Annotated in this window: 22 protein-coding genes, 1 tRNA gene and 1 pseudogene; 9 read left to right on the top strand and 15 right to left on the bottom strand. The window is 70.4% G+C overall.

All coding sequences use genetic code 11. From position 1 onward, the window contains the following. Positions 1-357 (bottom strand): roadblock/LC7 domain-containing protein (locus ACRDTB_RS29110; protein ID WP_431435367.1); only part of this gene is annotated, 357 nt, incomplete at its 3' end. Next, positions 354-3,245, bottom strand: coding sequence for a nitrate- and nitrite sensing domain-containing protein (locus ACRDTB_RS29105; protein ID WP_431435366.1), 2,892 nt, complete (start codon positions 3,243-3,245; stop codon positions 354-356). The genes ACRDTB_RS29110 and ACRDTB_RS29105, both read right to left, overlap by 4 nt. Before the next feature lie 757 nt (positions 3,246-4,002). Between ACRDTB_RS29105 and ACRDTB_RS29100 the strand changes: the two genes are divergently transcribed. Next, positions 4,003-4,287, top strand: a complete 285-nt coding sequence (locus tag ACRDTB_RS29100; protein WP_431435365.1) for a hypothetical protein — start codon at positions 4,003-4,005, stop codon at positions 4,285-4,287. A 558-nt stretch (positions 4,288-4,845) separates the two neighbouring features. On the opposite strand, the gene ACRDTB_RS29095 is transcribed toward ACRDTB_RS29100, so the two are convergent. Together ACRDTB_RS29095 and ACRDTB_RS29090 are read right to left on the bottom strand one after the other, a co-directional pair. Continuing rightward, a complete protein-coding gene (locus tag ACRDTB_RS29095) occupies positions 4,846-5,091 on the bottom strand; it encodes a hypothetical protein (protein WP_431435368.1) in 246 nt (81 codons plus the stop codon). 90 nt (positions 5,092-5,181) lie between these two features. Then, positions 5,182-5,301, bottom strand: a pseudogene (locus ACRDTB_RS29090) (hypothetical protein); the annotation flags it as partial. 39 nt (positions 5,302-5,340) lie between these two features. Between ACRDTB_RS29090 and ACRDTB_RS29085 the strand changes: the two are divergent. From ACRDTB_RS29085 to ACRDTB_RS29070, 4 genes are all read left to right on the top strand, one after another. After that, entirely contained in the window at positions 5,341-5,544 is a 204-nt protein-coding gene (locus ACRDTB_RS29085) for a hypothetical protein (RefSeq protein WP_431435364.1), read from the top strand. After that, positions 5,538-6,605: a hypothetical protein gene (locus tag ACRDTB_RS29080; protein ID WP_431435363.1), complete on the top strand. Its 1,068-nt coding sequence runs from the start codon at positions 5,538-5,540 to the stop codon at positions 6,603-6,605. The genes ACRDTB_RS29085 and ACRDTB_RS29080 overlap by 7 nt, the downstream gene beginning before the upstream one ends. Positions 6,606-6,695: 90 nt before the next feature. Next, positions 6,696-7,199, top strand: coding sequence for a helix-turn-helix domain-containing protein (locus tag ACRDTB_RS29075; RefSeq protein WP_431435362.1), 504 nt, complete (start codon positions 6,696-6,698; stop codon positions 7,197-7,199). A gap of 96 nt (positions 7,200-7,295) precedes the next feature. Then, positions 7,296-7,757, top strand: a complete 462-nt coding sequence (locus tag ACRDTB_RS29070) for a transposase (RefSeq protein ID WP_431435361.1) — start codon at positions 7,296-7,298, stop codon at positions 7,755-7,757. Positions 7,758-8,328: 571 nt separating this feature from the next. Here ACRDTB_RS29070 and ACRDTB_RS29065 read toward each other — a convergent pair. Beyond that, positions 8,329-8,401: transfer RNA gene (locus ACRDTB_RS29065), tRNA-Asn, on the bottom strand. A gap of 137 nt (positions 8,402-8,538) precedes the next feature. Here ACRDTB_RS29065 and ACRDTB_RS29060 point away from each other — a divergent pair. Beyond that, a complete protein-coding gene (locus ACRDTB_RS29060; protein ID WP_431435360.1) occupies positions 8,539-8,784 on the top strand; it encodes a hypothetical protein in 246 nt (81 codons plus the stop codon). Continuing rightward, the gene (gene add / locus ACRDTB_RS29055; protein ID WP_431435359.1) at positions 8,759-9,814 is read left to right on the top strand and encodes an adenosine deaminase; all 1,056 of its coding nucleotides are present in this window, start codon (positions 8,759-8,761) and stop codon (positions 9,812-9,814) included. The genes ACRDTB_RS29060 and add overlap by 26 nt, the downstream gene beginning before the upstream one ends. On the opposite strand, the gene ACRDTB_RS29050 is transcribed toward add, so the two are convergent. Genes ACRDTB_RS29050 through dnaG form a run of 4 tightly spaced genes read right to left on the bottom strand, consistent with a single transcriptional unit; the run spans position 9,759 to position 13,953 of the window. Next, a complete protein-coding gene (locus tag ACRDTB_RS29050; RefSeq protein ID WP_431435358.1) occupies positions 9,759-10,664 on the bottom strand; it encodes an SMP-30/gluconolactonase/LRE family protein in 906 nt (301 codons plus the stop codon). The two genes, add and ACRDTB_RS29050, sit on opposite strands and share 56 nt — an antisense overlap. Positions 10,665-10,724: 60 nt before the next feature. After that, a complete protein-coding gene (locus tag ACRDTB_RS29045) occupies positions 10,725-11,492 on the bottom strand; it encodes a trans-aconitate 2-methyltransferase (protein WP_431435357.1) in 768 nt (255 codons plus the stop codon). A 32-nt stretch (positions 11,493-11,524) separates the two neighbouring features. After that, positions 11,525-12,049, bottom strand: coding sequence for a hypothetical protein (locus ACRDTB_RS29040; protein WP_431435356.1), 525 nt, complete (start codon positions 12,047-12,049; stop codon positions 11,525-11,527). Next, positions 12,046-13,953, bottom strand: coding sequence for a DNA primase (dnaG, locus tag ACRDTB_RS29035; RefSeq protein WP_431435355.1), 1,908 nt, complete (start codon positions 13,951-13,953; stop codon positions 12,046-12,048). The genes ACRDTB_RS29040 and dnaG overlap by 4 nt, the downstream gene beginning before the upstream one ends. A 58-nt stretch (positions 13,954-14,011) precedes the next feature. Here dnaG and ACRDTB_RS29030 point away from each other — a divergent pair, with 58 nt between their 5' ends. Next, the gene (locus ACRDTB_RS29030; protein ID WP_431435354.1) at positions 14,012-14,938 is read left to right on the top strand and encodes a sigma-70 family RNA polymerase sigma factor; all 927 of its coding nucleotides are present in this window, start codon (positions 14,012-14,014) and stop codon (positions 14,936-14,938) included. Here the strand turns inward: ACRDTB_RS29030 and ACRDTB_RS29025 are convergent. From ACRDTB_RS29025 to ACRDTB_RS29000, 6 genes are read right to left on the bottom strand one after another with little or no spacing between them, the layout of a single operon-like run. Next, positions 14,919-15,518: a carboxymuconolactone decarboxylase family protein gene (locus ACRDTB_RS29025; RefSeq protein WP_431435353.1), complete on the bottom strand. Its 600-nt coding sequence runs from the start codon at positions 15,516-15,518 to the stop codon at positions 14,919-14,921. The genes ACRDTB_RS29030 and ACRDTB_RS29025 overlap by 20 nt on opposite strands. 58 nt (positions 15,519-15,576) lie before the next feature. Next, entirely contained in the window at positions 15,577-16,812 is a 1,236-nt protein-coding gene (locus ACRDTB_RS29020) for a cytochrome P450 (RefSeq protein ID WP_431435352.1), read from the bottom strand. A gap of 10 nt (positions 16,813-16,822) precedes the next feature. Continuing rightward, entirely contained in the window at positions 16,823-17,929 is a 1,107-nt protein-coding gene (locus ACRDTB_RS29015; RefSeq protein ID WP_431435351.1) for a serpin family protein, read from the bottom strand. 11 nt (positions 17,930-17,940) lie between these two features. Next, complete coding sequence (locus ACRDTB_RS29010) at positions 17,941-18,186, bottom strand: hypothetical protein (protein ID WP_431435350.1); 246 nt, start codon at positions 18,184-18,186, stop codon at positions 17,941-17,943. 18 nt (positions 18,187-18,204) lie between these two features. Further along, positions 18,205-19,485, bottom strand: a complete 1,281-nt coding sequence (locus ACRDTB_RS29005; RefSeq protein WP_431435349.1) for a deoxyguanosinetriphosphate triphosphohydrolase — start codon at positions 19,483-19,485, stop codon at positions 18,205-18,207. Between the two features lie 9 nt (positions 19,486-19,494). Beyond that, positions 19,495-20,154, bottom strand: coding sequence for a YdcF family protein (locus tag ACRDTB_RS29000; RefSeq protein WP_431435348.1), 660 nt, complete (start codon positions 20,152-20,154; stop codon positions 19,495-19,497). Positions 20,155-20,293: 139 nt separating this feature from the next. On the opposite strand from ACRDTB_RS29000, the gene ACRDTB_RS28995 reads away from it, so the two are divergent. Beyond that, positions 20,294-21,247 (top strand): hypothetical protein, encoded by a 954-nt coding sequence (locus ACRDTB_RS28995; RefSeq protein ID WP_431435347.1) that lies wholly within the window; start codon positions 20,294-20,296, stop codon positions 21,245-21,247. Positions 21,248-22,003: the final 756 nt, after the last annotated feature.

The following is a 22,003-nucleotide window of genomic DNA, read 5'->3' as shown; positions in this document are numbered from 1 at the left end:
CAGCAGAGTCATCTCGTAGGCGACCAAACCGATGTCGCAGTTCGGCGCGGCCAGCACCGCGAGGCACGAGCCGTCCGAGATCGACATCAGGAACAAGTAGCCGCGGTCCATCTCGACCACGGTCTGGTTGACACCGCCGGCCTCGAAGCACCTCGCGGCGCCCTGGGTGAGGCTGACGAGGCCGGAGGACACGGCCGAGAGCTGCTCGGCGCGGTCCCTCGGCAGGCCCTGGGACCCGGCGAGCACCAGCCCGTCGGCCGACACGACCACGGCGTGCGCCAGACCAGGAACCTGGCGGACGAAATCTGTGATGAGCCACCCGAAGCTTCCGGGCTGATTGGCGGACGGGGTCGTCACTCCTGCTCCTCGTCTTTACGGCTGTCCTCGGACCCGGACTGGTCACCAGCGTAGGCCTCGATGAGAGCGTGCCGGCCGCGCCGAACGCCCTGCTGGAAGCTTGACATGCGGCCACGGACGGCCTCGGCCGAGCGCGGTGGCAAAGGCGGAGCCGCTGGTGTCTCCGCAGCGGTCGCCGCATGACGCGGCGCCGCAGAGCCCGGCACGAGGTGTGCCTTGGGCACCCGCCTGGGCAGACCGGCGGTGGTCTGCGACTCCGGGGTGGCCTCCAGGAGGGCTTGCGCGGCGAGCCACCCGTCGTCGCCGGGCGAGGTCCACCCCGAGGTGGCCCCCTCCGGCGTCGCCGCCGCGTCGGGTTCCTGGGACGTCTGGGTGCCGTTGGCGCCCTCGGCAGGCTGCTGCTCCGGCACGACCACCGGCTGGTTCTGCGTGGCTCCGGTGTCGGCCGCCTCGAACCACTGCGAGAGCACGGCCTCGTAGACCGGCAGCCGCTCGGTCGGCGTGTCGGTGTTCGGGTGCGGCAGCGCGCTCGCGCCCAGCTGTGGGTAGCTCGTCTCGGCCGGCCTCGGAGGCTCGGGCAACGGCGTGCCGAACAGCGTCGAGGGACCGTCGGCGCGGCCGTTCTGCCCACCCAGCGCCTGCTCGATGGAGCCGTTCGCGGTCGTCGCTTCCGTCGTCTGCTCGCCGCCGGGACTGAACGTCGGGTAGCCGGCGATCTCCTCGGGGGTGCGGGGCTGGCTGGTGTCGCCATCCGGGCGCCGGGAGCCGAACGCACCCGCGATGCCGGCGTTGCGCACCGGGAGGCTGCCGGTGTCGGTGACAGCGGCCAGCGACGAGGTCGTCGAGGTGGCCGACATCGACCGGGACGGCGCGCCGATGGGCCGCACCAGCTCGGTCGGCACGTTGATGCGCGCGATCAGACCGCCCTCGATGTCCTCGTTGTCCCGCAGCCGCACGATGATGTTGTGCCGCTTGGCAAGCCGGGCGACCACGTACAGACCCATCCGCCGGGTCACCGAGACGTCGAGGTCCGGCGGGTCGGCGAGGCGGGCGTTGGCCGCATCGATCTCGTCCTCGGACATGCTGACGCCATTGTCGGTGATCTGGATGGCCAGCTCCTTCTTGCGGGTCATGGCCATCCGCACGAGGACCTTCTTCTCCGGCTCGGAGAAGAAGGTGGCGTTGTCCAGCAACTCGGCGATGACGTGCACGAGGTCGGAGACCGCGCGGCCCTGGACCGCGACGTCGGGTGCGATGGTGACGTCGATCCGGGTGTAGTGCTCGACCTCGGACACCGCGGCGCCCACGACCTCGGAGACCGGCACCGGACGGTTGAGCTGGCGGGACAGTCCGGTGCCGGAGAGCACCAGCAGGCTTTCCGAGTTCCGCCGCATCCGGGTGGCCAGGTGGTCGAGCTCGAACAGGCTCGCCAGCTGGTCCGGGTCCTGTTCGTCCTGCTCCAGCCGCTCGATCAGGGACAGCTGGCGTTCGACCAGCGCCTGGGACCGGCGGGACAGGTTGACGAAGATCGAGTTGATGTTGTCACGCAGCAGGGCCTGCTCGGTCGCCATCAGGATCGCCTGCTCCTGGACCGCGTCGAACGAGCGGGCCAGCTGGCCGGTCTCCTCGCGGGTGAACACGGCCACCGGCTCGACCGCGTGCTTCGCGGCCTCGGCCGGGTCCGGATCGGCCAGGATGCGCTGCACCGACGCCGGCAGCCGGCGGTTCGCGACCTCCAGCGCCTCGCGGCGCAGGATCCGCAGTGGCTCGAGTAGCGACCTGGTCACGATCGTCATCAGGCCGAGCGCGGCGAGCAGCGCGAGCAGCACGAACGCTGAGTCACGCCACGCTTCCTCGGTGGCCTGGTCGACCAGCGCGTTGGCGTCGTCGCGCAGGCTGTCGAGCAGGTCGGTCTCCACTGTGCGCATGTGTTCGAGCGTCGCCAAGCCGTCGTTGGTCAGGTCGGCCTTGTCGATGCCCAGCGGTAATCGCCTCTCCGCCGTGGAGGCGTCCGCGGCGGAGACGGCCCGCGACTTGATCCGCTGCCGGTTGTACACGTCGGGACCGGAGACGGTTTCGTTGAACAGCTGCTGCTGGGTGGTCGAGGCGTTCGCGCGGAAGTCGGCCAGCTTGGTAATCGAACTGGACTGCGCGTCGCGGATGCGCTGCAGGAGGTCGGCCGAGAACTGGCCGCGCAGGGCCGCGATCTGCAGGATCGCGTTCTCCCGACCGATGTCCTCCTTGGCCTCGGAGATCGACTGGATGACCGAGCTCTCGCGGAGCAGGTTCCGGTCGGTGACCGCGGTACTGATCTCCCGGCCGAGCTGGATCAGCGCGTCGAGCACGCCGGTGTACGCGCCGAACAGCGCTGAGTCTGGGTAGTTGGTCTGTTCCACGCCGCCCCGGATCGAAGGCAGCTCGGAGAGCGGTCGCAGGCCGATGTTGTAGCGGGTCTTCGCCGCCTCGTCATCGGTCTCCAGCGACGCGGCCGCCGACCGGGCCGAGCTGACCGCCTGGTCGACGAGGCCGATCTGGGTGTCCAGCTCGGTTCGCGTACCCTCGTTGTTCGCCGCGATCCGGGCCACTGCGAGAGTGCGTTCTTTCTGCAGCTCGTGCACCACGCTGGTGACGTTGCGGGCGAGCTCCACCTGGCTCACCGTCGCGCGGAAGTCGGCCGCGCGGTCCAGGTTGTCCTGGGCGCGCAAACCAACCAGCACCAGTGCCGTCAGCGTCGGGACGACGATGACGGCAATGACCTTGGTACGCAGCCGCCAGTTGCGCATGCTCAGGCGCATACCGCGCTTCATCACGTTCGCTCGAGGCGCCGCCGGGGGATGGCCGTACCCGGGGTTCTGCCGAGGCGCGGCGGCACCATAGTCGGCGCTCATGCCAGCACGAGGTGGGATATCAGTTGGGTCGGGCACTCCCACGCACTCTCCCTGGTTGTCGAGCCGGTAGCCGCCAGCTCGAACGGACAGGTACCCCAGTGAGGACGCTTTCCCACCGGGCGCCCCCACCGGTGACGCGCCCGTGCAGCTCCACTCCCCAGCTCCCACCACCGGAAAGCACACGCAAGATCATTGGGCGCGCTCCTTCACGCTTCGATGAACTCAGCCTCACTGCGGCCACAGAGGGTAGCGGAGCCTGCCCGCTCGTGTAATCCCTCCGGACGGGAGGGAGGGTAACGCGTCAGGGTAGGAAAAGGGTGGGAAAGTCACACGCGGACAACAACAATTTTCTCGATCGGCCCAGGAGCCATCGCGTTGCGCCGCCCAGCGGCACGTTGTGGCGGTCCGCCAAGTCCGAGACCTCAGGTACGAGCGTGCCAGCCCGTAGCCGGCCACCCACACCCAACGCGATCGACATTGCCACCACCGCGGTCACCGCCAGCGAGGTGCCGACCTCCGGCGGGGTGCGCGGCTGCGGTGGACGTTGTCGACGATGCGTCGGGCGCGGGCGGGAGAGCTGTCCGGACGTGGCGGTCCCATGCGGGGACTGCCGGACGGCCGCCCGTCACACTTGTTCGGCGGTCTGGTGGATGCCGCCTATCGCCGGGCGGCGACCGAGGGCAGGGCTGGGTGGCACCGCTGATGAATCAGCAGTTGCTGGAGAACGGAGCGGCGGCGGTGCGGCCGGACCTGGATCATGACCGGCAGGTACGTCAGCCTGGGCCGCAACGCGGAGACGGTCGCCTACGAGTACATCCGCCACTACTACGGGGACGAAGGATCCGCGGTCGCCCGGGCGGACACGTTGACCAACGCCGACGAGATCCATGCCGAGCTCGATCGGCTCGCCGAGGCAGGGGTCACCGATCTGGTGCTGTACCCGTGCTCCGCCGAGTGGACGCAGCTCGAGCTCCTGGCCGACGCCCTCGAGGACGTCCATCACCGACGCCCCGTTCTCGCCGTCACCAGAGCCTTGTACTGATAGGGAAGGACAACTGCCATGCGCCGTGTCGTCAACTCGACCTACGTCACCCTCGATGGCGTCATTCGGAACCGCAGGAGTGGCCGTCGATGGGCGGCTTCAGCGACGAAGGCAACCAGGTCCAGACGGCGTTGCTGGAGCGCTGCGACGCGGTGCTACTGGGCCGCCAACTCACCCCACCGAAGGCCGGTGTAGGCAAGAAATCGAACGACGATGCCCGTAGGCGCCGCAACGGTCGGCGAGCGTGGCCACCTGCTCATGGGTCAGGTAGCGGTGGTGGGAACCCAGGACGCGGCAGGCATACATGCTCGGCCGGGTTACTGCCGATCCGCACGTCCCGCACTGCCCACGCCATGATCTGCGAGAAACCCAGTGCACTTTGATTACAGAAGTACCCGACCACTCGCGAGCAAGATCGGAGATCCAGCGCTGCACATCGGCGTGGGTCACGGCAGACAGACAGACCGTTCCCCAGCGCGGCACGATGTGCGTGTCGATCGCGATCCGATACCGCGCCAATATGGACCTCGCCAGGTGGCTCTGCGTATCAAGCCAGCGTCACGCCCACTCCTCCACCGCGATCCGGCCGGCCTCCGGTGCGATGTAGGAGCCGGACTGGAGATCGTGCCCAACGGTGGTCGCGAACCGTTCGGCGTCGACCTTGCGCACAAAGCTATTCTTGCGCTGCCGGCCGTTGGCCTCGCGCCAGTGAACCAGCCACCGAGCACCGATGCCATAGCGGTCGGTCCGTTCCGGCTTGCCGTCCTTGCTGCGTCGGTGCCACCGGTCGTCAATGTCAGGCATGGCGCTATGCCTCCTGACCGTCAAGCCAGGCGTCCACTCGGACGCGCGGTAGCGAACATGCTTACCGACTCGGCGACCGGTCGGGCCGTAGCCCTTGGTGCGCCATTGGTAGAGCGTGTTGACCGGGACACCGAGGTAGTCGGATAGGTCCTGAATAGCAGTAGCTTCATCATGACGTGTTCCTTTCCTTTTGCTTCGACGCGCTCGCATGCGCGGCCGGCGAGGGCGCATTTCAGCCCTTTCGAGACTGTGACCGAGGAAGAGCTCGCGCTTGGCGTTCAGAGCAAGCTCCTCGGGCAGATGGGCCTCGTCCTCCTCGGCGGATCGCTGATCTCCGAGGGAGGCTCATTCACGCTCATGTCCGGCTACGTCCTCGACGATCTGATCCCGGAGGCGACCAGCTTTGCCGTCGCAAAGAGATGGCGCACCGGAGAGATCATCCGAGTATGGTGACGCCGGTCTTCGGATTGCTGCCGACAACCGATCACAGGCGATCACAGGAGGAAACGATGAATCTACGCCGGAAGGCGGTCCTGACCGCCGTACTCTTAGCCGCTTCAGCTGCCGTCGTATCGACGACGTCGGCTAGCGCGGGGGCGGCACGGCAGGAACTGGTCTGTCTGGTCACGGCGGCGGCATCCGACCATGAGCAGACGCTGCGGCGGCCGAGCGTCGTCGTGGACCGGCTCGTCGAGGACACCCGGTCCTACCGCGGTCGGTGTGTGGAGTACGGCGAGCGGGCCGATCTTGGCAACGGCGAGCTGATCGCCTACAGCCAGGCGGACGGATCTCGTCCAGTGTCGATCGGGATGATCATGACCGACGGCGTTCTCGACGGCCTGCCACACGACCCGCCAAACGACGGCAAGTGGTGCTTCGACAAGGACGGCAACGGCACGGTCGACCCGATGACCGAGTGCGTCGGCGGGTACGAGAACCAGCTCGAGCTCGGTTGGAATTTCCAGCGTAAGGTCGACTCGCCGTTCACCTACGTACTCGCCAACTGGAACCCCCACGGCCACATCCCTGTGGGGGTCTACAATGTGCCGCACTTCGACGTGCACTTCTATGTCAAACCGGACGCGGAGCGGACCGCGATCCGGCCAGGTCCCTGCCCGGTTCTGGTGAACTGCGACGACTACGAGCTGGGCAAGCGGCTGCCCGACGCGAAGTACCTCGCGCCGGACTTCGCCGACGTAGACGCCGTCGAACCGGGAATGGGCAACCATCTGATCGATCCGACCGGGCCGGAGTTCAACGGCCAGCCGTTCACCCACACGTGGGTCTACGGCGTCTGGGACCGCGAGGTGACCTTCTACGAGCCGATGATAACCCACGAGTTTTTCGATGGGTTGCGCACCGGGACGATCAACGACGGGTGCTTCGACTTCAAGCTGCCGGGTGCGTGGCAGGAGTCGGGCTGGTATCCGACGAAGTACTGCTTGCGGCATCGCGATAATCGCGGTGAGATCACGGTGTCGCTGGAGAACTTCGTCTACCGTCATGCGAGCTGACGAACCGAGGCTGCTTGCGGCGGCGACCACGATCAGGCACAACTGGCAGACCGGAGCAACCGTCAAACGCTCCCTGGTCGTCTACGGCCATTGACACCTATCGGGACTCACTCATCTGGTCTTCTTCCATGCCCGCAAGCGTCCCCAATCCGGCCGCTCGATCTCTTCTCGGTCGAGCGGCCGGATTGGGGGCCGACCGAGGTGGCAGCTGAGCTGAGGACCGCCAAGTCCACCGCGCGGGCGCTGCTGGGAGAGCTGACCAGCGTCGGGCTGACGGAGCGACTGCCGCGCGATCGCTACAGGCTCGGCTGGCGAACGTTGGCACTCGCGCGGACGAAACTGGCCACTTGCGGGTACAGCGAGGCAATCACGCCGACGGCGCGCTGGCTGGCGAGCCACTTCGGCGAGACGGTCCACATCACGGCATGGGAGCGCGGCCGCGTGCTGTACGTCGCCAGTGAACGCCCGCCCGGCGGTGTGGCCGCAACGGCGGAGCCCGTTGCCGCGCACCTGACTCCGCCGGGCACGGTGCTGCTCGCGGAGCGAGCCGGCGGAATCGGCAGCGGGCTCGAACCCGGCGAGCTCGCCGCGTAGCCGGTGTGTTCAGAATTTCTTCTCTTGTTCGAGCTCGCCGCATAGCTCTGTTGCGGCAGGTCCGCGCCCGTCCCGACCCGCCTCTCGGTGAGGTGAGTGTTGTGGGTGTCGACGATTTTCGCGTTGCGTAAGCGGTTGCGGTACGCAACAGTGCTCGTCGACATGGACACCCGCCGTCCGGTCGACGTGTTAACCGACCGGCGCGTCGACGCAACGGCGACGTGGCTACGCGCCCATCCCGAGACGCGGATCGTGTGCCGGGACGGGTCACCTGCCTACGCCGAGGCCATCAACCAGGGCGCCCCGCAGGCAGTGCAGATCAGCGATCGCTGGCATCTATGGAAGGGCCTCGGTGACGCCGCGCTCGAAGAAGTCGCCACACACAGCGGGTTGCTGGTCCAAAGCCAACCTGCCGATACGGGAAGGCAAGCGCGCGGCGACCACCCGCGAACGCTGGCAGCACGTCCACGACCTACTCGATCGCGGTGTGGGGCTCGGCGAATGCGCACGCCGGTTGAATCTGTCACTGAACACCGTCAAACGATATGCGCGCATTGATCAGCCCGAATGCCTGGTGCGGGCCCCGGCCTACCGACCAACGCTGGTCGACCCCTACCGAGAACACCTGCGTCAGCGCAGAGTCGAAGACCCCACAGTCCCCGTCACACCTGCTTGCCGAGATTAAAGCACTCGGCTACCAGGGCAGCTCGAACCTCCTGGTGCGTTACATCAACCAAGGCCGCCTCGGATCCGGGCCGGACCAGAACAGCCGAGCAGGAAACCTGATCACCCCTGCCAACGCCCCACCCAAGTCACCCAACGCGTGAGGCACCGGCACATCCCGAACCCAACCAGGACGCGTGACACCAGGATCGCCGCTCACCCACCGATCCTCCCCCTCACACACGACACCACCAACCGTCGGCCATCCCGACGACACCGCGAGCCACGCGCGTCCGCTACCAAGGCCCCTGGAGCCCTCGACGCGGCCAAGCGAACCATGAAGCACGCCTAAGACACGACCGATCAATCAACCGTGTGTTCGACAACTTCGGAGCGCGAAAAGTGCCACACGACCGTCAGAACAAGATCAAACAGCCCCGCTGCGGGCTCGTGATCAGGAGATTTGCTCCTCCAGTTGGACTCGAACCAACAACCCTTCGGTTAACAGCCGAATGCTCTGCCAATTGAGCTATGGAGGATCATCCCGCCGGCCGTCGACCGGCGGCCTCCAACTTTAGCGCATGCCCCAATCGAGACCCGAGCTACCCGGCGGACCGCGGCGAACTGGGGGAGGATGGCACCGGACAGCAGGTCGAGCCGTGGGAGGCGATGAAGGATGAAGGCGTTCTTGCTGGGCGCCGCGGTCGGTTACGTGTTCGGGGCCAAGGCGGGCCGTGGACGCTACGACCAGATCATGCGCACCTACCGCAAGATCGCCGATCACCCCGCGATCCAGGGCGCCGCGGGCGTCGCGCGGGCCAAGATCGGCGAGAAGACCGGGCTCGGCGAGCGGCACAAGTCCGCGTCGCACCAGAGCAACGGCCGGCGGAACGTGAGTGAACCCGTCTACGACAAGCAGTGAGCCGAAGACCCCCGCACCCCGCGACGTGCGGGGGCTTCCCAAGGCCCAGCTCCACCTGCACCTGACCGGCGCCATGCGGCCCGCCACCCTCGACGACCTGGCCGCCCGCCACGGCATCGCCGTCCCCGCGCCCCTGCCGGTCACCACCAACAGCTGGGCCGACTTCCAGGACCGCTACGACACCGCCCGCCAGGCCATCCGCACGCCGGCCGACATCCGCCGGGTGGTCGCCGAGGCGGCCGAGGACGACGGGGCCGACGGCTGCGGCTGGCTCGAGATCCAGGTCGACCCCACCTCCTACGCGCCCGTGTTCGGCGGGCTGGAACCGGCGCTCGAGGCCGTCCTCGACGCTGCGGCGCACGCCCCGACGCCGACCGGCGTGATCGTCGCCTCCAGCTGGGCCCGCTCCCCCGGACACGCCACCACCCTCGCCCGCCTCGCCGCCGCGTACGCCGACCACGGCGTGGTCGGCTTCGGACTGTCCAACGACGACCGGTACGGCGCCGTGGTCGACTTCGTGCCGGCGTTCGACATCGCCGCCGCGGCCGGTCTCCGTGCCGTGCCGCACTCCGGCTTCTACACCGGTGCCGAGCACGTCCGCGCCTGCGTCGAACACCTGCACGCCGCGCGCATCGGGCACGGCACAGCCTCCGCCGCGGACCCGGCCACCCGCGACCTGCTCGCGACGCGGCAGGTCGCGCTCGAGATCTGCCCGACCTCCTACCCGCCGTTCGGCGTGCACGAGCTCGCCGCGATCCCGTTTCGCCCGCTGCTCGACGCGGGCGTCCCGGTGGCGGTCGCGACCGACGACCCGCTGCTGTTCGGCGTCGGCCTGGCCGGCCAGTACGCGATCTGCCGCGACGTTCTCGGCCTCACCGACGCCGAGCTGGCCGGCCTCGCCGCCGCGAGCATCCGGCACTCGGCCGCGCCGCAGCCGCTCCAGGCCGAGCTGCTGCGGCGCGTCGAGGGCTGGCTCACGGACGGATCGCCACGACCTGGTACGGCGTCGTCGGCTCCGGCGGGGTGTTGAACCGCGCGTTCGGCAGGTACAGCCGTCCGCCGAACGCCCCTACCGTCGTGGGCACGTCGAACCGCTCGTCGGTGAGCCGGTCCACCACGCGGGCACTGCTCGCGGAGTGGTCCAGCCGCAGCACCGCCACGGTGTTCAACCGGTTCTGCACCACGTAGAGGGTCCGGCCGCGCAGCAGCAGGCCGTCGCCGTTCGTCAGCGCGTCGGCCAGCTCGACCCGCGTCGAGACGCCCGAGGTCGACACCCGGAACAGCTGGCCGGTGTTCGACTGCACGACGAGCAGCCCCTCGCCATCCGGGGTGCGGGCGATTCCGTTGGCGTTGAAGCCATCCTGGTACACGAGGTCGCCGGTGATCGGCACGGTCACGGCCCGGTCGGGCAGCTTGCCGTGGCGCAGCGGCAGCTTGTACAGCACCTGGTTGAGCGAGTCGGTGAACCAGGCGGCGGACCGGGTCAGCACGACGTCGTTGACGAACGACTCGCCGGACGCGAGCTGGTAGCTCTTGAGGATCTTGCCGGTCCGGGTGTCCACCACCCGGGCGTCGCCGGCGGCGCCACCCGACACGAACAGCCGGCCGCGGGCGTCGGTCTTCAGCCCGACCGACGGCGTGCCCGGTCCCTCGCTCACGATCGTGCCTCTACCGGTGATCAGGCTGGCGCGGTAAATCGACCCGTCGGCGAGCGAGCCGAGGTACGCGACCGGGCCGGGGCCGATCGCGATCCCTTCGGGCTGGAAGCCGTTCGGCAGGGCGATCGTGGTCGGAAAGGCCGGGGCGGCCACGGCGCTGGGCATGATCAGGCTGGCGGCGAGCACGGCGGTGAGAAGGGGAACTCCAACGCGACGCAACATCACGCATCCTTCGATCGACGCAAAAGGTCATCGGGTCTACGCGCGCGACCGCGGAAGGGTTCACCACGCGATCCGGGCGACCACGAAGACCCGGCGGAACGGGAACCAGGTGGTGCCGTCCGTGCGCGCCGGGTAGTCGGCGCGCAGCAGTGGCGCGAGCGCGGCACGGAAATCGGTCCACTCCCGCTCGTCCAAGGTGGACCGGATGGGCCGCAACGCCGTGCCGGTCACCCACTCCAGTACGGGGTCCGCACCGGAGAGCCGGTGCAGGTAGGTCGTCTCCCAGACATCGACCTCGCAGCCGGCGTCCACGAGCAGGCCGGCGTACGCGTCGGGGGCGAGCATCGCGTCGTCCTCGCGCAGCATCACCGGGGCGAGCCGGTCCAGCCACCGCGGGTCAGCGGCGAGCTCACGCACGCGCACGTGCGAGGGCGCGTCGAAGTTGCCGGGCACCTGGAAGGCGAGCCAGGCGCCGGGCGGCAGCCGCGTGGTCCACCGCTCGAGCAGCTCCGCGTGGCCGGGCACCCACTGCAGCACGGCGTTGGAGACGACCACGTCGGTGTCCGCGCGCGGGCTCCACTCCCGCACGTCGCCGATCTCCGCGGCGATCCCCCGCTCGCGCGCGGCGTCGACCATCTCCGGCGAGGAGTCCACGGCCTCGATGATCGCGCCCGGCCAGCGAGCGGCCAGCGTCTCGGTGAGGTTGCCCGGCCCACACCCGAGATCGGCGATGCGGCGCGGCGCGGCGGCCGGCACGCGGGCGAGCAGGTCGAAGAACGGCCGCGACCGGTCGTCGGCGAAGTCGAGGTACTTCGTCGGATCCCACATGGCACTCTCCAGTAACCGTACGCCCGTACTGTTTACGGTAGTGCCTGCCGGATCTTCTCCGCCACCTCCGAGGCCACCCGCCGCACGGCGTCGGTGTCCGCGCCCTGGTCGGGACGGACCTGCAGCACGATCCCGTCCCGCCCGGGAACCTTGCGCTGCACGAACCACGCCCCGCCACCGGGCAGCTCGCGGCGGTGCCGGGACCGGATCGAGCCGTTGACCCGGACGTGCACCACGTCCGGCAGCTTGCCCGCGCGCTCCAGCACGAACCGGGCCGGGCGCTCGTCGGCCAGCAGCACCGCGTCGCCCGCGCTGCCGGTCTCCCGCGCCTCGATCAGCTCGAGGACCCCGTTGCCCCAGGTGACCTTGCTGACCAGGTGCCAGCCGACCCGCCGCGGCCCGTCCTCCTCCGGCACCCACAGGCCGAGCGAGGTCGCGAACAGGTACCCACCGCCACGCAGCTCCGAGGACGCCACGACGTGCTCGTCGCGCTCCAGCTCACCGGCGAGTTCCTCAGGGACTCCGCCCCCGAACAGCCGCCGCCAGAACCCGGTCACGACATCCCGCCGGTCGCCTGCTCGCGAAGTGCCTTGTGCCAGTTCTCGAGCGCGACGAGATCGCCGAACAGCGTGCGATAGCTGTCCGCGTCCTCCATCGGGCTCAGCCGCTGCAGGCGGGACTTCAGGTCGGCGATCTGGTTCGCGACCACCGCCTTCTGCAGCGCGGCGATGAGGCTGCCGACGTAGCGCGCGTCCGGATCCGCCTTGTGGTGCAACGGTTCCACCGCGAGCTCGGTGACCAGTGACCGCACCGTCTGATGTGGACAGGCCTGGCTCGCCGCGTCGACCAGCGCCGGCCCGGACAGGCCCGACGACGTGCCGCCCACCGCGAGCAGCGCCTCGTGCAGCTCCCGGTACGCGGGGTGGGTGAACGCCTCCTTGGGCACCGAGCTGTCGTAGTACGGACCGGCCAGCTCGGGCGCCTGCAGCGCGGCCTTGAGCGCCTCGCGCTGCACCCACAGCCGCGGGTCGTTGCGCTGCGGCCGCGGCGGCCCGTCGACGTCCACCGCGAGCGCGCCCTGGTTCGGGTTGGCCGGCCTGGGCCGGCCGCGGCGCCTCTCGGCGACCGGGGCGCCCGCGCTCTCGCGGACCCGCCGCACGACCATCGCCTCGTCCTGCCAGCCGGACCAGAACGCCAGTTTGGTCGCGTACCCGTCGCGGCTCGCCTGGTCCTTGATCTTGGCCACCAGCGGGACCATCTCCCGCAGCGCGGCGACCTGACCGTCCACGGCGTCGAGGTCGAACTCCCTGAGCTTGGTGCGGATGGCGAACTCGAACAACGGCTGGCGGCGTGCCACCAGATCCTTGACCGCGGTCTCGTTCTTCGCCATCCGCAGCTCGCAGGGATCCATGCCGTCCGGCGCGACCGCGATGTAGGTCTGCCCGGTGAACTGCTGGTCGCCGTCGAAGGCCTTCATCGCGGCCTTCTGCCCGGCCTCGTCGCCGTCGAAGGTGAAGATCACCTCGCCGCGGAAGGCGTCGTCGTCCATGAGCAGCCGGCGCAGCACGCTGAGGTGCTCGTCGCCGAACGCCGTGCCGCACGAGGCGACCGCCGTGGGCACGCCGGAGAGGTGCATGGCCATCACGTCGGTGTAGCCCTCGACCACGACGACCTGGTGCCGGCGCGCGATCTCGCGCTTGGCGAGGTCGAGCCCGAACAGCACCTGTGACTTCTTGTAGATGGGGCTCTCGCTGGTGTTCAGGTACTTGGCCTGGATCTGGTCGTCGTCGTAGAGCCGGCGCGCGCCGAAGCCGACCACGTCGCCGCCGAGGTCCTTGATCGGCCACAGCAGCCGGCGGTGGAACCGGTCGATCGGCCCCTGCCGGCCCTCCCGGGACAGCCCGCCCTTGATCAGCTCCGCCAGCTCGAACCCGCGGCCGAGCAGGTGCTTGCTGAGCTTGTCCCAACCGCCCGGCGCGTACCCGCAGCCGAAGCTCGCCGCGGCGGCCTGGTCGAACCCGCGCTCGTCGAGGAACTCGCGCGCCTTGACCCCCTCCGGTGCGAGCAGCTGCTCGGCGTAGAACTCCGCCGCCGCGCGGTGCGCCTCGACGAGCCGGGTCCGGGTGCCCCTGTCCCGCTGCCGGCTCGGCATCCCGCCCTCGTAGGTGAGCTGGATGCCGACCTGCTCGGCGAGCCGCTCGACCGCCTCGACGAAGCTCAGGTGGTCGATCTTCATGAGGAACGCGATGACGTCGCCGCCCTCGCCGCAGCCGAAGCAGTGGAACGTGCCGTGCGTGGGCCGCACGTTGAACGACGGGGTCTTCTCGTCGTGGAACGGGCACAGGCCCTTCAGCGCGCCCCCACCCGCACGGCGCAGCGACACGTACTCACCCACCAGGTCGTCGACCCGGGTCCGCTCGCGCACCTGCGCGATGTCGCTCTCCCGAATCCGTCCCGCCACGGTGCCCGAGTCTAGGCGCGCGGTCCGACAATCCGCCGGGAGGTCATACGATGGGTGTGTGACGGTCAGCGACGATGTTCTCGCCGAACAGTTCGCCCAACACCGGTCCCACCTGATCGGGGTGGCGTACCGGCTCACGAGCACGCTGACCGACGCCGAGGACGCCGTGCAGGAGGCCTGGCTGCGACTGTCCGGATTGGACGAAAAGCGGCGCGCGGAGATCCGCGAGCTGCGGGCCTGGCTCACCACTGTCGTCGGCCGGATCTGCCTGGACCGGCTGCGCTCGGCCACCGCGCAGCGCGAGCGTTACGTAGGACCGTGGCTGCCCGAACCGATCGTCACCCCGTACGGCACCCCGACGAGTGACGATCCACTTGACACGGTCGTACGCGCGGACGAGGTGCGCATGGCGGCGATGGTCGTTCTCGACCGGCTGACGCCCGAGCAGCGGGTCGCCTTCGTGCTGCACGACGCGTTCTCCGTGCCGTTCGCGGAAATCGGCGAGATCCTCGGCTGCTCGGAGTCGACCGCGCGCCAGCACGCGTCCCGCGGCCGTCGCGCCGCCGCCGAGGCCGACCCACCGAAGCGGGTGGCGATCGAGGAGCAGCGTGCCCTGGTCGAGCAGCTGCTGGTGGCGATCACCGGAGGCGACCTGGACACCGTGGTGCGGCTGCTGCACCCGGACGCGGAGCTCATCGGCGACAGCGACGGCAAGGCCCGCACGGCGCGGCGGCGCATGGTCGGCGCGGACAAGATCTCCCGGTTCCTGTTCGGCCTGGCCGACGCGTACGGCGCGCACCGGATCCCCGCCGGCGACCTGGTGCTGGTGAACGGCGACCTCGGGATGGCGATCGCCGACGTGCCCGCGGAGGAGGGCTACCGGGAGATCAGCCGCCGGGTGGCCGCGTTCGCAGTCCGGGACGGCCGGGTGGTCGCCATCTACGACGTGGTCAACCCCGACAAGCTCACTCGTCTGCGCTTCTGAGCGCCGGGGCGTCCGCGGGCACCGGGATCCGGCAGGCGTCGCCCGACGTGAAGCCCTGGTCGCGGACGTCGAGCGCGCTGTACGTCCGTGCCCGCATGTTCTCCAGGCCGATCTGGTAGGTCAGCTCGACCACGCCCGCCTGGCCGAACTCGCGGACCAGCTCGGCGAGCTGCTCGTCGGTGGCCCGGGGCGGGGTGGCCGACACCGCGTCGGCATAGGCGATGGCGAGGCGCTCCGGTCGGCTGTAGGCGGGCGAGGTCTCGTAGGCGTCGATCTCCTTGAGCCGCTCGATGTCGAGCCCCTCGTGCTTCTGCAGCATCATGCCGAAGTCCACGCACCACGAGCAGCCCAGCTGCTGGGCCACCCGGTACACGGCGAGTTCGCGGACGTTTCGCGGCAGAACCTTGCTCGCCCTCTCGGCGGCCAGCTCGTGCCGGGCGGATGCCATGAACAGCTTGCGGTGCCGGGCGATCACGGTCAACGGCTCGGGCACCGCGCCGAGGCGGCGCTTGGCGAACCAGTAGACGACCCGCAGCAGCGGGCCGGCCTCCTTCGTCGGGACACCGGGAATCCTGGGCATTGATCTCTCCTCGTGTGGTCTTACGAGTCGGACGAGCACGCCGTCGCGAACGTGACAGCTAACCAACGCGCGACACCGCGACGCGCAGGCCGTGCCTGGGGCGCATCGCGGCGAAGCCGGTCGGCCGGATCCGCTGCCGCACCGCACGCAGCTCGGTCCGCTCGAGCAGCCTGCCCAGCATCACGGTCAGCTCGGTGGTGGCCATCGTGGCGCCGATGCAGCGGTGCGGTCCGCCGCCGAACGGGATGAACTCGTACGGCCGGATCCGCCGGTACGCGGGCTCGTCGGGCAGCCAGCGCTCCGGCCGGAACGCCAGCGGGTCGTCGAACACGGCCGGGCTGCGGTGGGTCACGTACGGGCTGTACAGCAGGATCGTCCCGGCGGTCACCGTCCGGCCGGCGAACTCGAAGGCCCGTGCCACGTGCCGCGCGGACACGACGGCCGGCGGGTATAGCCGCAGCGTCTCGGCCACGACGGCACGCAGGTACGGCGGGCTCGCGGCGGCCCGCTCGCGCGCCGCGGGATGGGTGACGAGCAGGTGGATCGCCCACGCCATCGCCGCGCTCGTGGTCTCGTAGCCCGCGGCGATCAGCGTCACGGCCTGGTCCCGGACCTCCTCGTCGGACAGGCCGCCGTCCTCGCCCTGGCCGTTGACCAACATGGCGAGCACCCGGTCGTCGGCCGCCGCGCCCGCCTCGCGCACCCGGTCGATCTCCTCGTGGATGCGCACGTCGACCCGGGCGCGGGCCCGCATCACCCGCTGCCACAAGGGAGTTCGCAGCCTGCGGTGCAGCCGGATCACGTCCGGCGAGCGGTCGACCAGGTCGAGCAGCGCCTGCAGGTGCTCGCCGAGGACGTCCGCGTCCTCCGCGAGCCGGGCGCCGAACAGCGCGCGCAGCGTGCTCCGGCGGATCGCCGCGCGGAACACCTGGTAGGCGTCGACCACGTCACCGGGGCGCCACCGGTCGATCGCCTCGTCCGCGCTCTCGGTCATGATCGCGACGTACTGGTCGACCTGCCGGTGGTGCATCGAGGGCTGGACGAGCCGCCGGCGGCGCCGGTGGTCGTCGCCGTCGGACACGATCAGCGACGTCTCGCCATCGACCGGCACGAGGCCCTCGAACGCTTCGCGCATCGTGAAGAGGTCGTCGTTGGCGAATACGAAGCGGTTCGCCTCGGGGCCGAGCAGGTAGGCGTACCGGTACGAGCCGGCGCCGAACCGCACCAGCGGGCCACGTCGCCGGTGCAGGAACCTGAGGAACTCCCCGGGCGCGTACGTGATCGCCGCGGTCATGGCGCGCCGCTCACGGCTCGGTAACGCGAGCGACGAAGTACACCACCCCCGTCCCGGCATGGCGGACCAAGAGCAGGAACGGACGGTCCACCGCCAGCCGCACGACCTGCGTCGGCAGCGACGACAGCCGCATCATCACCGCGGTCGCCGCCGCACCCTCCAGCCCTTTCTCGTCGATCTCCAGCACTGACTCGTGCAGCACCGCCTCGACCGCGAGAGGCGTCGAGCTGATCCCGCCGAAGTCCGCGTCGTTCGTGAACGCGGTACGCACGCCGAGGGTGTTCAGCGGCTGGGTGAGCTCAGCCTGCGTGGCGACCTTGAACCTGGGCAGTGCCAGGTCGACCTGGGTCGGCTTGGGCGCGTCGAGCAGGTCGGCGAGCGTGCCCGCGTCCAGGCGCGGCTCGGCGTCGGCGAGGTCGCCGTCGGGCAGGAGCACGACGGCCTCGACGCCACCGATGGCACGCAGGCTCGCGACCTGCCAGCCGTCGCGGGAGGCGTAGCCGATTCGCTCGGACAGCGTCATCGTCGGCACGTCGACGGCACCGCCCGGGCCGTGGAACGGCTGGGGGCGGGTGGCACCCTCGCTGAACGGGAACCGCCAGGCGCACTTGAGGTAGAGCGCGTTGACCAGGGCGGAGCGGGTGTCGGCCGTGATCGCGCCGTCCGGGATCAGCTCGGGGATGAGGTCGCGGGTGGTCTTGGCGACGTCGACGTTGATCCGGTCGCGGGCCACGCCCGGATCAACGCGGAACGGCGCCTCGCGGACCTTGCCGCTGGACCATCGGCCCAGCTCCGCGACGAACGGCACGAGGATCTCGACCGACTCGTCGGTCCACAGCGTGTTCGAGACGGCGATGACCGGCTCGTCCTCGTTGCCCCGCGGCGGTTCCAGGACACCGGCGCGCGTGAGCGTCGCGCCGAGCCGGGTGAGGTCGCCGGACTTGTCGCCGAGCAGCGCCACGTTGAGCTCGTCGCGCGTCATGCCGCGGGCGCCGTGCGCGACCAGGCCGAGCGCGCTGGCCACCGAGAACGGCGACCAGCACATGTTCGCCCCCGGATCGGGCGCGACCGCCTTGTGCAGGGCAAGCGTGTACGCGAGATGCGCGCGATCCGTCACGGACTCTCCTTCTACCGGCGGGGGTCGGGCAGGGCGATCATCATCGGTGGCTGGGGCTCGGGTAACGCCCCGGCGTCCGACATCGGGCCGAGCGGCTTGGGCGAGCGCGGCTCGCGTACGCCCGCGGAGCCGTCGTCGCCGTCCTCGTCCTCGGGGAATCCCCAATCGCTGTCCGCCGGCACCGACTCGCGCGGCGCCCGGCGGGACACACCGCGCCGGCCGCGCCCTTCCGGTGGCCGCTTCGCTTGGTCGCTCATGCCATCGAGTGTGCCACGTCACACCGACATGTCTCCGACCTGCACGAACACCTCGTGCCAGCGGTCGGCCTGCGCGTCGGTGAGGGCGGCGACCTGGTCGACGACGACCCGCAGCCGCGCGCAGTCGTCCGCGGCCGCGTGCCAGGCAGGCACGAACGCCGGCTCCAGCGCGTCCGGCCCGCGGACGGTCAGCGCCGCGACGAGCTCCGCCAGCCGCTCCCGCTCGACGGCCTGGGCGGCCCGGCGGCCGGGATCGCTCATCACGTACCGCAGCGCGACGGCCTTGAGCAGCGCGACCTCGCAGGCGACCCGGGCCGGGATCACGAGGTCGGCGGCGTACCGAGTGAGCAGCCCGTCACCGTGCTCCCGGCGGGTGGCGGCGACCGCGGCGGCGACGAACCTGCCGACGAGCTCGCTGGTCAGCCGCTTGAGGGCGACCTGGGCGCCGAGCGTGCCGTCGTACTCGTGGTCGGTGAGCGCCGCGACGACGGGCAGCCGCAGCAGGCCGGCGGCCGCGTCCTCCAGGCCGGAGACCGGCTCGGCACTGAAGTGCTTGGCGGCCAGCTCGGCCACCACGGTCCGCTCCATGCGACTGGTCAGCGCGGGCAGCGAGATGCGGCGGGAGCGCACGCCGTCCTCGACGTCGTGGACGGAGTAGGCCACGTCGTCGGCCCAGTCCATCACCTGCGCCTCGAGGCACTGGCGACGGTCCGGCGCACCCGCCCGGATCCACTCGAAGACCTCGTGGTCGTCGGGGTAGACACCGAACTTGCGGGTACCGGCGGTGCGCGGCCACGGGTACTTGGTGGCCGCGTCGAGCGAGGCACGGGTCAGGTTCAGGCCGTGCTCGCGGTCCCCCAGCACCTTCGGCTCCAGCCGGGTGAGGATGCGCAGCGTCTGGGCGTTGCCCTCGAAACCGCCGCACGCCTGGGCTACCCCGTCGAGCGCGCGCTCGCCGTTGTGCCCGAACGGTGGGTGACCGATGTCGTGCGCGAGGCCCGCGGTGTCGACGATGTCGGGGTCGCAGCCGAGCTCCCCGGCGATGCCGCGACCGATCTGGGCGACCTCGAGCGAGTGGGTCAGCCGGGTCCGCGGAATGCCGCTGACCTCGGAGCCCTCCCCCGGGCCGACGACCTGGGTCTTGCCGGCGAGCCTGCGCAGGGCCGCCGAGTGCAGCACCCGGGCGCGGTCGCGGTCGAACGGGCTGCGGCGGGGCGGCCACGAGCCGGGCAGGACCGAGCTCTTCGCCTGCTCGGGGTACAGGCGAGCCGCGTCATGCTCGGTGTAGCCAGGGACCATGCGCGGAGACTACTTGTCGGCCGCTACATCCTCGCTGATGCCGATTCCGTCCGCGGACGCCTTCGTCGTGCGGTAGTACAGCAACGCGGCGGTCTCGTAGAGGATGTAGCGGATCTGCGTCTGCCGGGTCTGCACGATGGGCCCGCTGTGGGTGGGCGAGGCCCAGGCGTCCAGCCCCACGTCGCCGGCCATCGTGCGGGCACGCAGCGAGTGCCACGGGTCGCTCACGATGACCGCGGTGCGCCAGCCGCGGTCGGCCGCCTCCCGTGCGGCGGCGCGGAGGCTGCCGAGGGTGTCGCTGCCCCGCGGGACGTCCACGACAGCGTCCCGGGGAACCCCGTTCTCCTCCAGCCAGATGGCACTCGCCTCGGCCTCGGTGTACTCGTCGCCGGGCCGGCTGCCGCCCGTGGTGAGGATGTGCTCCGCGACGCCCTCGTCGTAGAGGTCCTTGGCGTGTTCGAGGCGGGCCTCGAGGACCTTGGAGGGCGTGCCGCCGTACTGGGCGGCGCCCAGGACCAGCACGACGTCGGCCTGGGTACGGTCGTCGTCGCGGGCCACCTGCCAGACCCGGAAGCCGGTTCCCCCGACCACCAGCGCACCCACGAGCACCACGCCGACCAGCAGGCGGCGGGCGAGCCGGACGACCGGCCTCGGCGGTACGGGAGTCACTCGGCCGATCCTTCCAGAACAACGTGCGTCACCGCCGCCGCCCACCCCCTCCGATCGTGGTTGTCCACAACCAGCTCACTCATCCACAGATGACGCGCCACCGCCTCCCCGCGTTGCCGAGTTCCGCTTTCCTGGACACATGACCACGAACCGCGCATTGCTGGACCTCGACGCCATCCCGAGCATGTTCAGCCACAACGTCGCCACGGCCGCCGACCTGATCGCCTTGGGCTTGTCCGGAAACACGATCGAGGAACGATGTCGCGACGGCGGGCCATGGCGCCGGCTGCAACAGGGCATCGTGCTGCTCGGCGACGCCCCGCCGAACCGTGCCCAGCGCATCCAGGCGGCGCTTACCGTCGCGGGGCCGGACGCGGTGCTCACCGGCATCGACGCGCTGGCCCTGCACGGTGTGTCCGGCGCGCGACTGGACGGGCCGGTGCACCTGCTAGTCCCGCCGAGGCGCCAGTCCCGTCTGGTCGACGGTGTCTTCTTCGACCGCACCAGCGCGCTGCCCGTGGCGCAGCTGCGCGGCGGCTTCCCGGTCGCCCCCTTGCCGAGGGCGACGATCGACACCTGCCGCCGGGCTCCGTCGGCGGAGCATGTGCGCGCACTGCTGACGTCCGTCATCCGCGAGGCGCGGATCAGCCCGACCACTCTGCGCGAGGAGCTGTCCCGGGCGACCTCCCGCGGCTCCGCGCTCCCCCGAAGAATCCTGGCCGAACTGGATGACAGCGTGCGTTCGCTGGCGCAGGGCTGGGCCCGCCGCCTGGTCCTGCGAGCAGGCCTGCCGACCCCGCGCTGGCGAGTCCCGATCAGCGGTCCGACGGGCGCCCACCTGGCCACCCCGGACGCGTGGTGGGACGACGTGGGCCTGGCGTGGGAGGTCGACTCCTACGCGTTCGACCTGACCCCGACCGACTACGCCGCGGCCCTGCGCCGAGCCGCGCACCTGACGGCGGCGGGGATCCTCGTGGTCCACACACCCCCGACCCAACTCCGCGACGAACCCGCGGTGGTGGCCGACCTCCTCAGGGCCGCCCACACCCAAGCCGGCACCCGCCCCCGCCCACAAGTAGAAGCAGCGGCCTGAGATACCCCTTCCCAACCGAGCCCACTATCCGAACTCAGCTACTCCCCGGTCCCCGCCGATCCAAACCATGCCCAGAACCAACTCACATCCCCACTTCAAAACAAAGGACCCAAGCCATGGACCCACAGCGCTCACAACCAGCACCCGCATTCACCCTGTCTCGCACCCAATCCCACCGCCCGCACCCCCCGAACGCTCCCACCGCCCACTCCCGTGGCAACTCCCGCCGCCCTCTCCCGCCAAAAAGCTCCCGCCGAACGCTCCGTTGCCCGCTCCCGTTGCCCGCTCCCACCGAACGCACCCGTGGACGCTCCCACCGGACGCTCCCACCGCCCGCTCCCGCAGCCACTCCACCAGACGCTCCCGCGGCCACTTCCGCAGCCCGCTCCCACCGCCCATCCCCACCGAAGCCCCACCGCCCGCACTCACCGCCCACTCCCGCGGCCACTCCCACCAAACGCTCCCACCGCCCGCTCCCGCAGCCACTCCACCAGACGCTCCCGCGGCCACTTCCGCAGCCCGCTCCCACCGCCCATCCCCACCAAAGCTCCACCGCCCCCCCCGCACTCGTCGCTTCTCTAGCCAAAGTCGTGTTGTTGCAACCCCGTGTTGCTGTCCGGCACGAGCCGCGGCGAGGACTGTTTCAAGATCGGTGTTTCTGGCCCGACACGCCGGGCTGAGGTCCGGCGGGATGGGCACTGAGAGTGATGACATCGGACCTTGTGAGTCCACGTAAGAGTGACAAGTCCGGGCGGC

Source organism: Actinophytocola sp., assembly GCF_050699935.1.
In the GTDB taxonomy this organism is placed as follows: Bacteria; Actinomycetota; Actinomycetes; order Mycobacteriales; family Pseudonocardiaceae; genus Actinophytocola.
The sequence above is the reverse complement of the archived record's forward strand: the minus strand, read 5'-3'. Positions and strand labels throughout refer to the sequence as shown.

Coding starts and splice junctions, on each gene's coding strand:
- ACRDTB_RS29045 (WP_431435357.1), bottom strand. CDS start 11,492: ATGTGGGATCCGACGAAGTACCTCGACTTCGCCGACGACCGGTCGCGG.
- ACRDTB_RS29050 (WP_431435358.1), bottom strand. CDS start 10,664: ATGTTGCGTCGCGTTGGAGTTCCCCTTCTCACCGCCGTGCTCGCCGCC.
- ACRDTB_RS29025 (WP_431435353.1), bottom strand. CDS start 15,518: ATGCCCAGGATTCCCGGTGTCCCGACGAAGGAGGCCGGCCCGCTGCTG.
- ACRDTB_RS29005 (WP_431435349.1), bottom strand. CDS start 19,485: ATGGTCCCTGGCTACACCGAGCATGACGCGGCTCGCCTGTACCCCGAG.
- ACRDTB_RS29020 (WP_431435352.1), bottom strand. CDS start 16,812: ATGACCGCGGCGATCACGTACGCGCCCGGGGAGTTCCTCAGGTTCCTG.
- ACRDTB_RS29080 (WP_431435363.1), top strand. CDS start 5,538: ATGGTGACGCCGGTCTTCGGATTGCTGCCGACAACCGATCACAGGCGA.
- ACRDTB_RS29100 (WP_431435365.1), top strand. CDS start 4,003: ATGACCGGCAGGTACGTCAGCCTGGGCCGCAACGCGGAGACGGTCGCC.
- ACRDTB_RS28995 (WP_431435347.1), top strand. CDS start 20,294: ATGACCACGAACCGCGCATTGCTGGACCTCGACGCCATCCCGAGCATG.
- ACRDTB_RS29095 (WP_431435368.1), bottom strand. CDS start 5,091: ATGCCTGACATTGACGACCGGTGGCACCGACGCAGCAAGGACGGCAAG.
- ACRDTB_RS29060 (WP_431435360.1), top strand. CDS start 8,539: ATGAAGGCGTTCTTGCTGGGCGCCGCGGTCGGTTACGTGTTCGGGGCC.
- ACRDTB_RS29010 (WP_431435350.1), bottom strand. CDS start 18,186: ATGAGCGACCAAGCGAAGCGGCCACCGGAAGGGCGCGGCCGGCGCGGT.
- ACRDTB_RS29105 (WP_431435366.1), bottom strand. CDS start 3,245: ATGAGCGCCGACTATGGTGCCGCCGCGCCTCGGCAGAACCCCGGGTAC.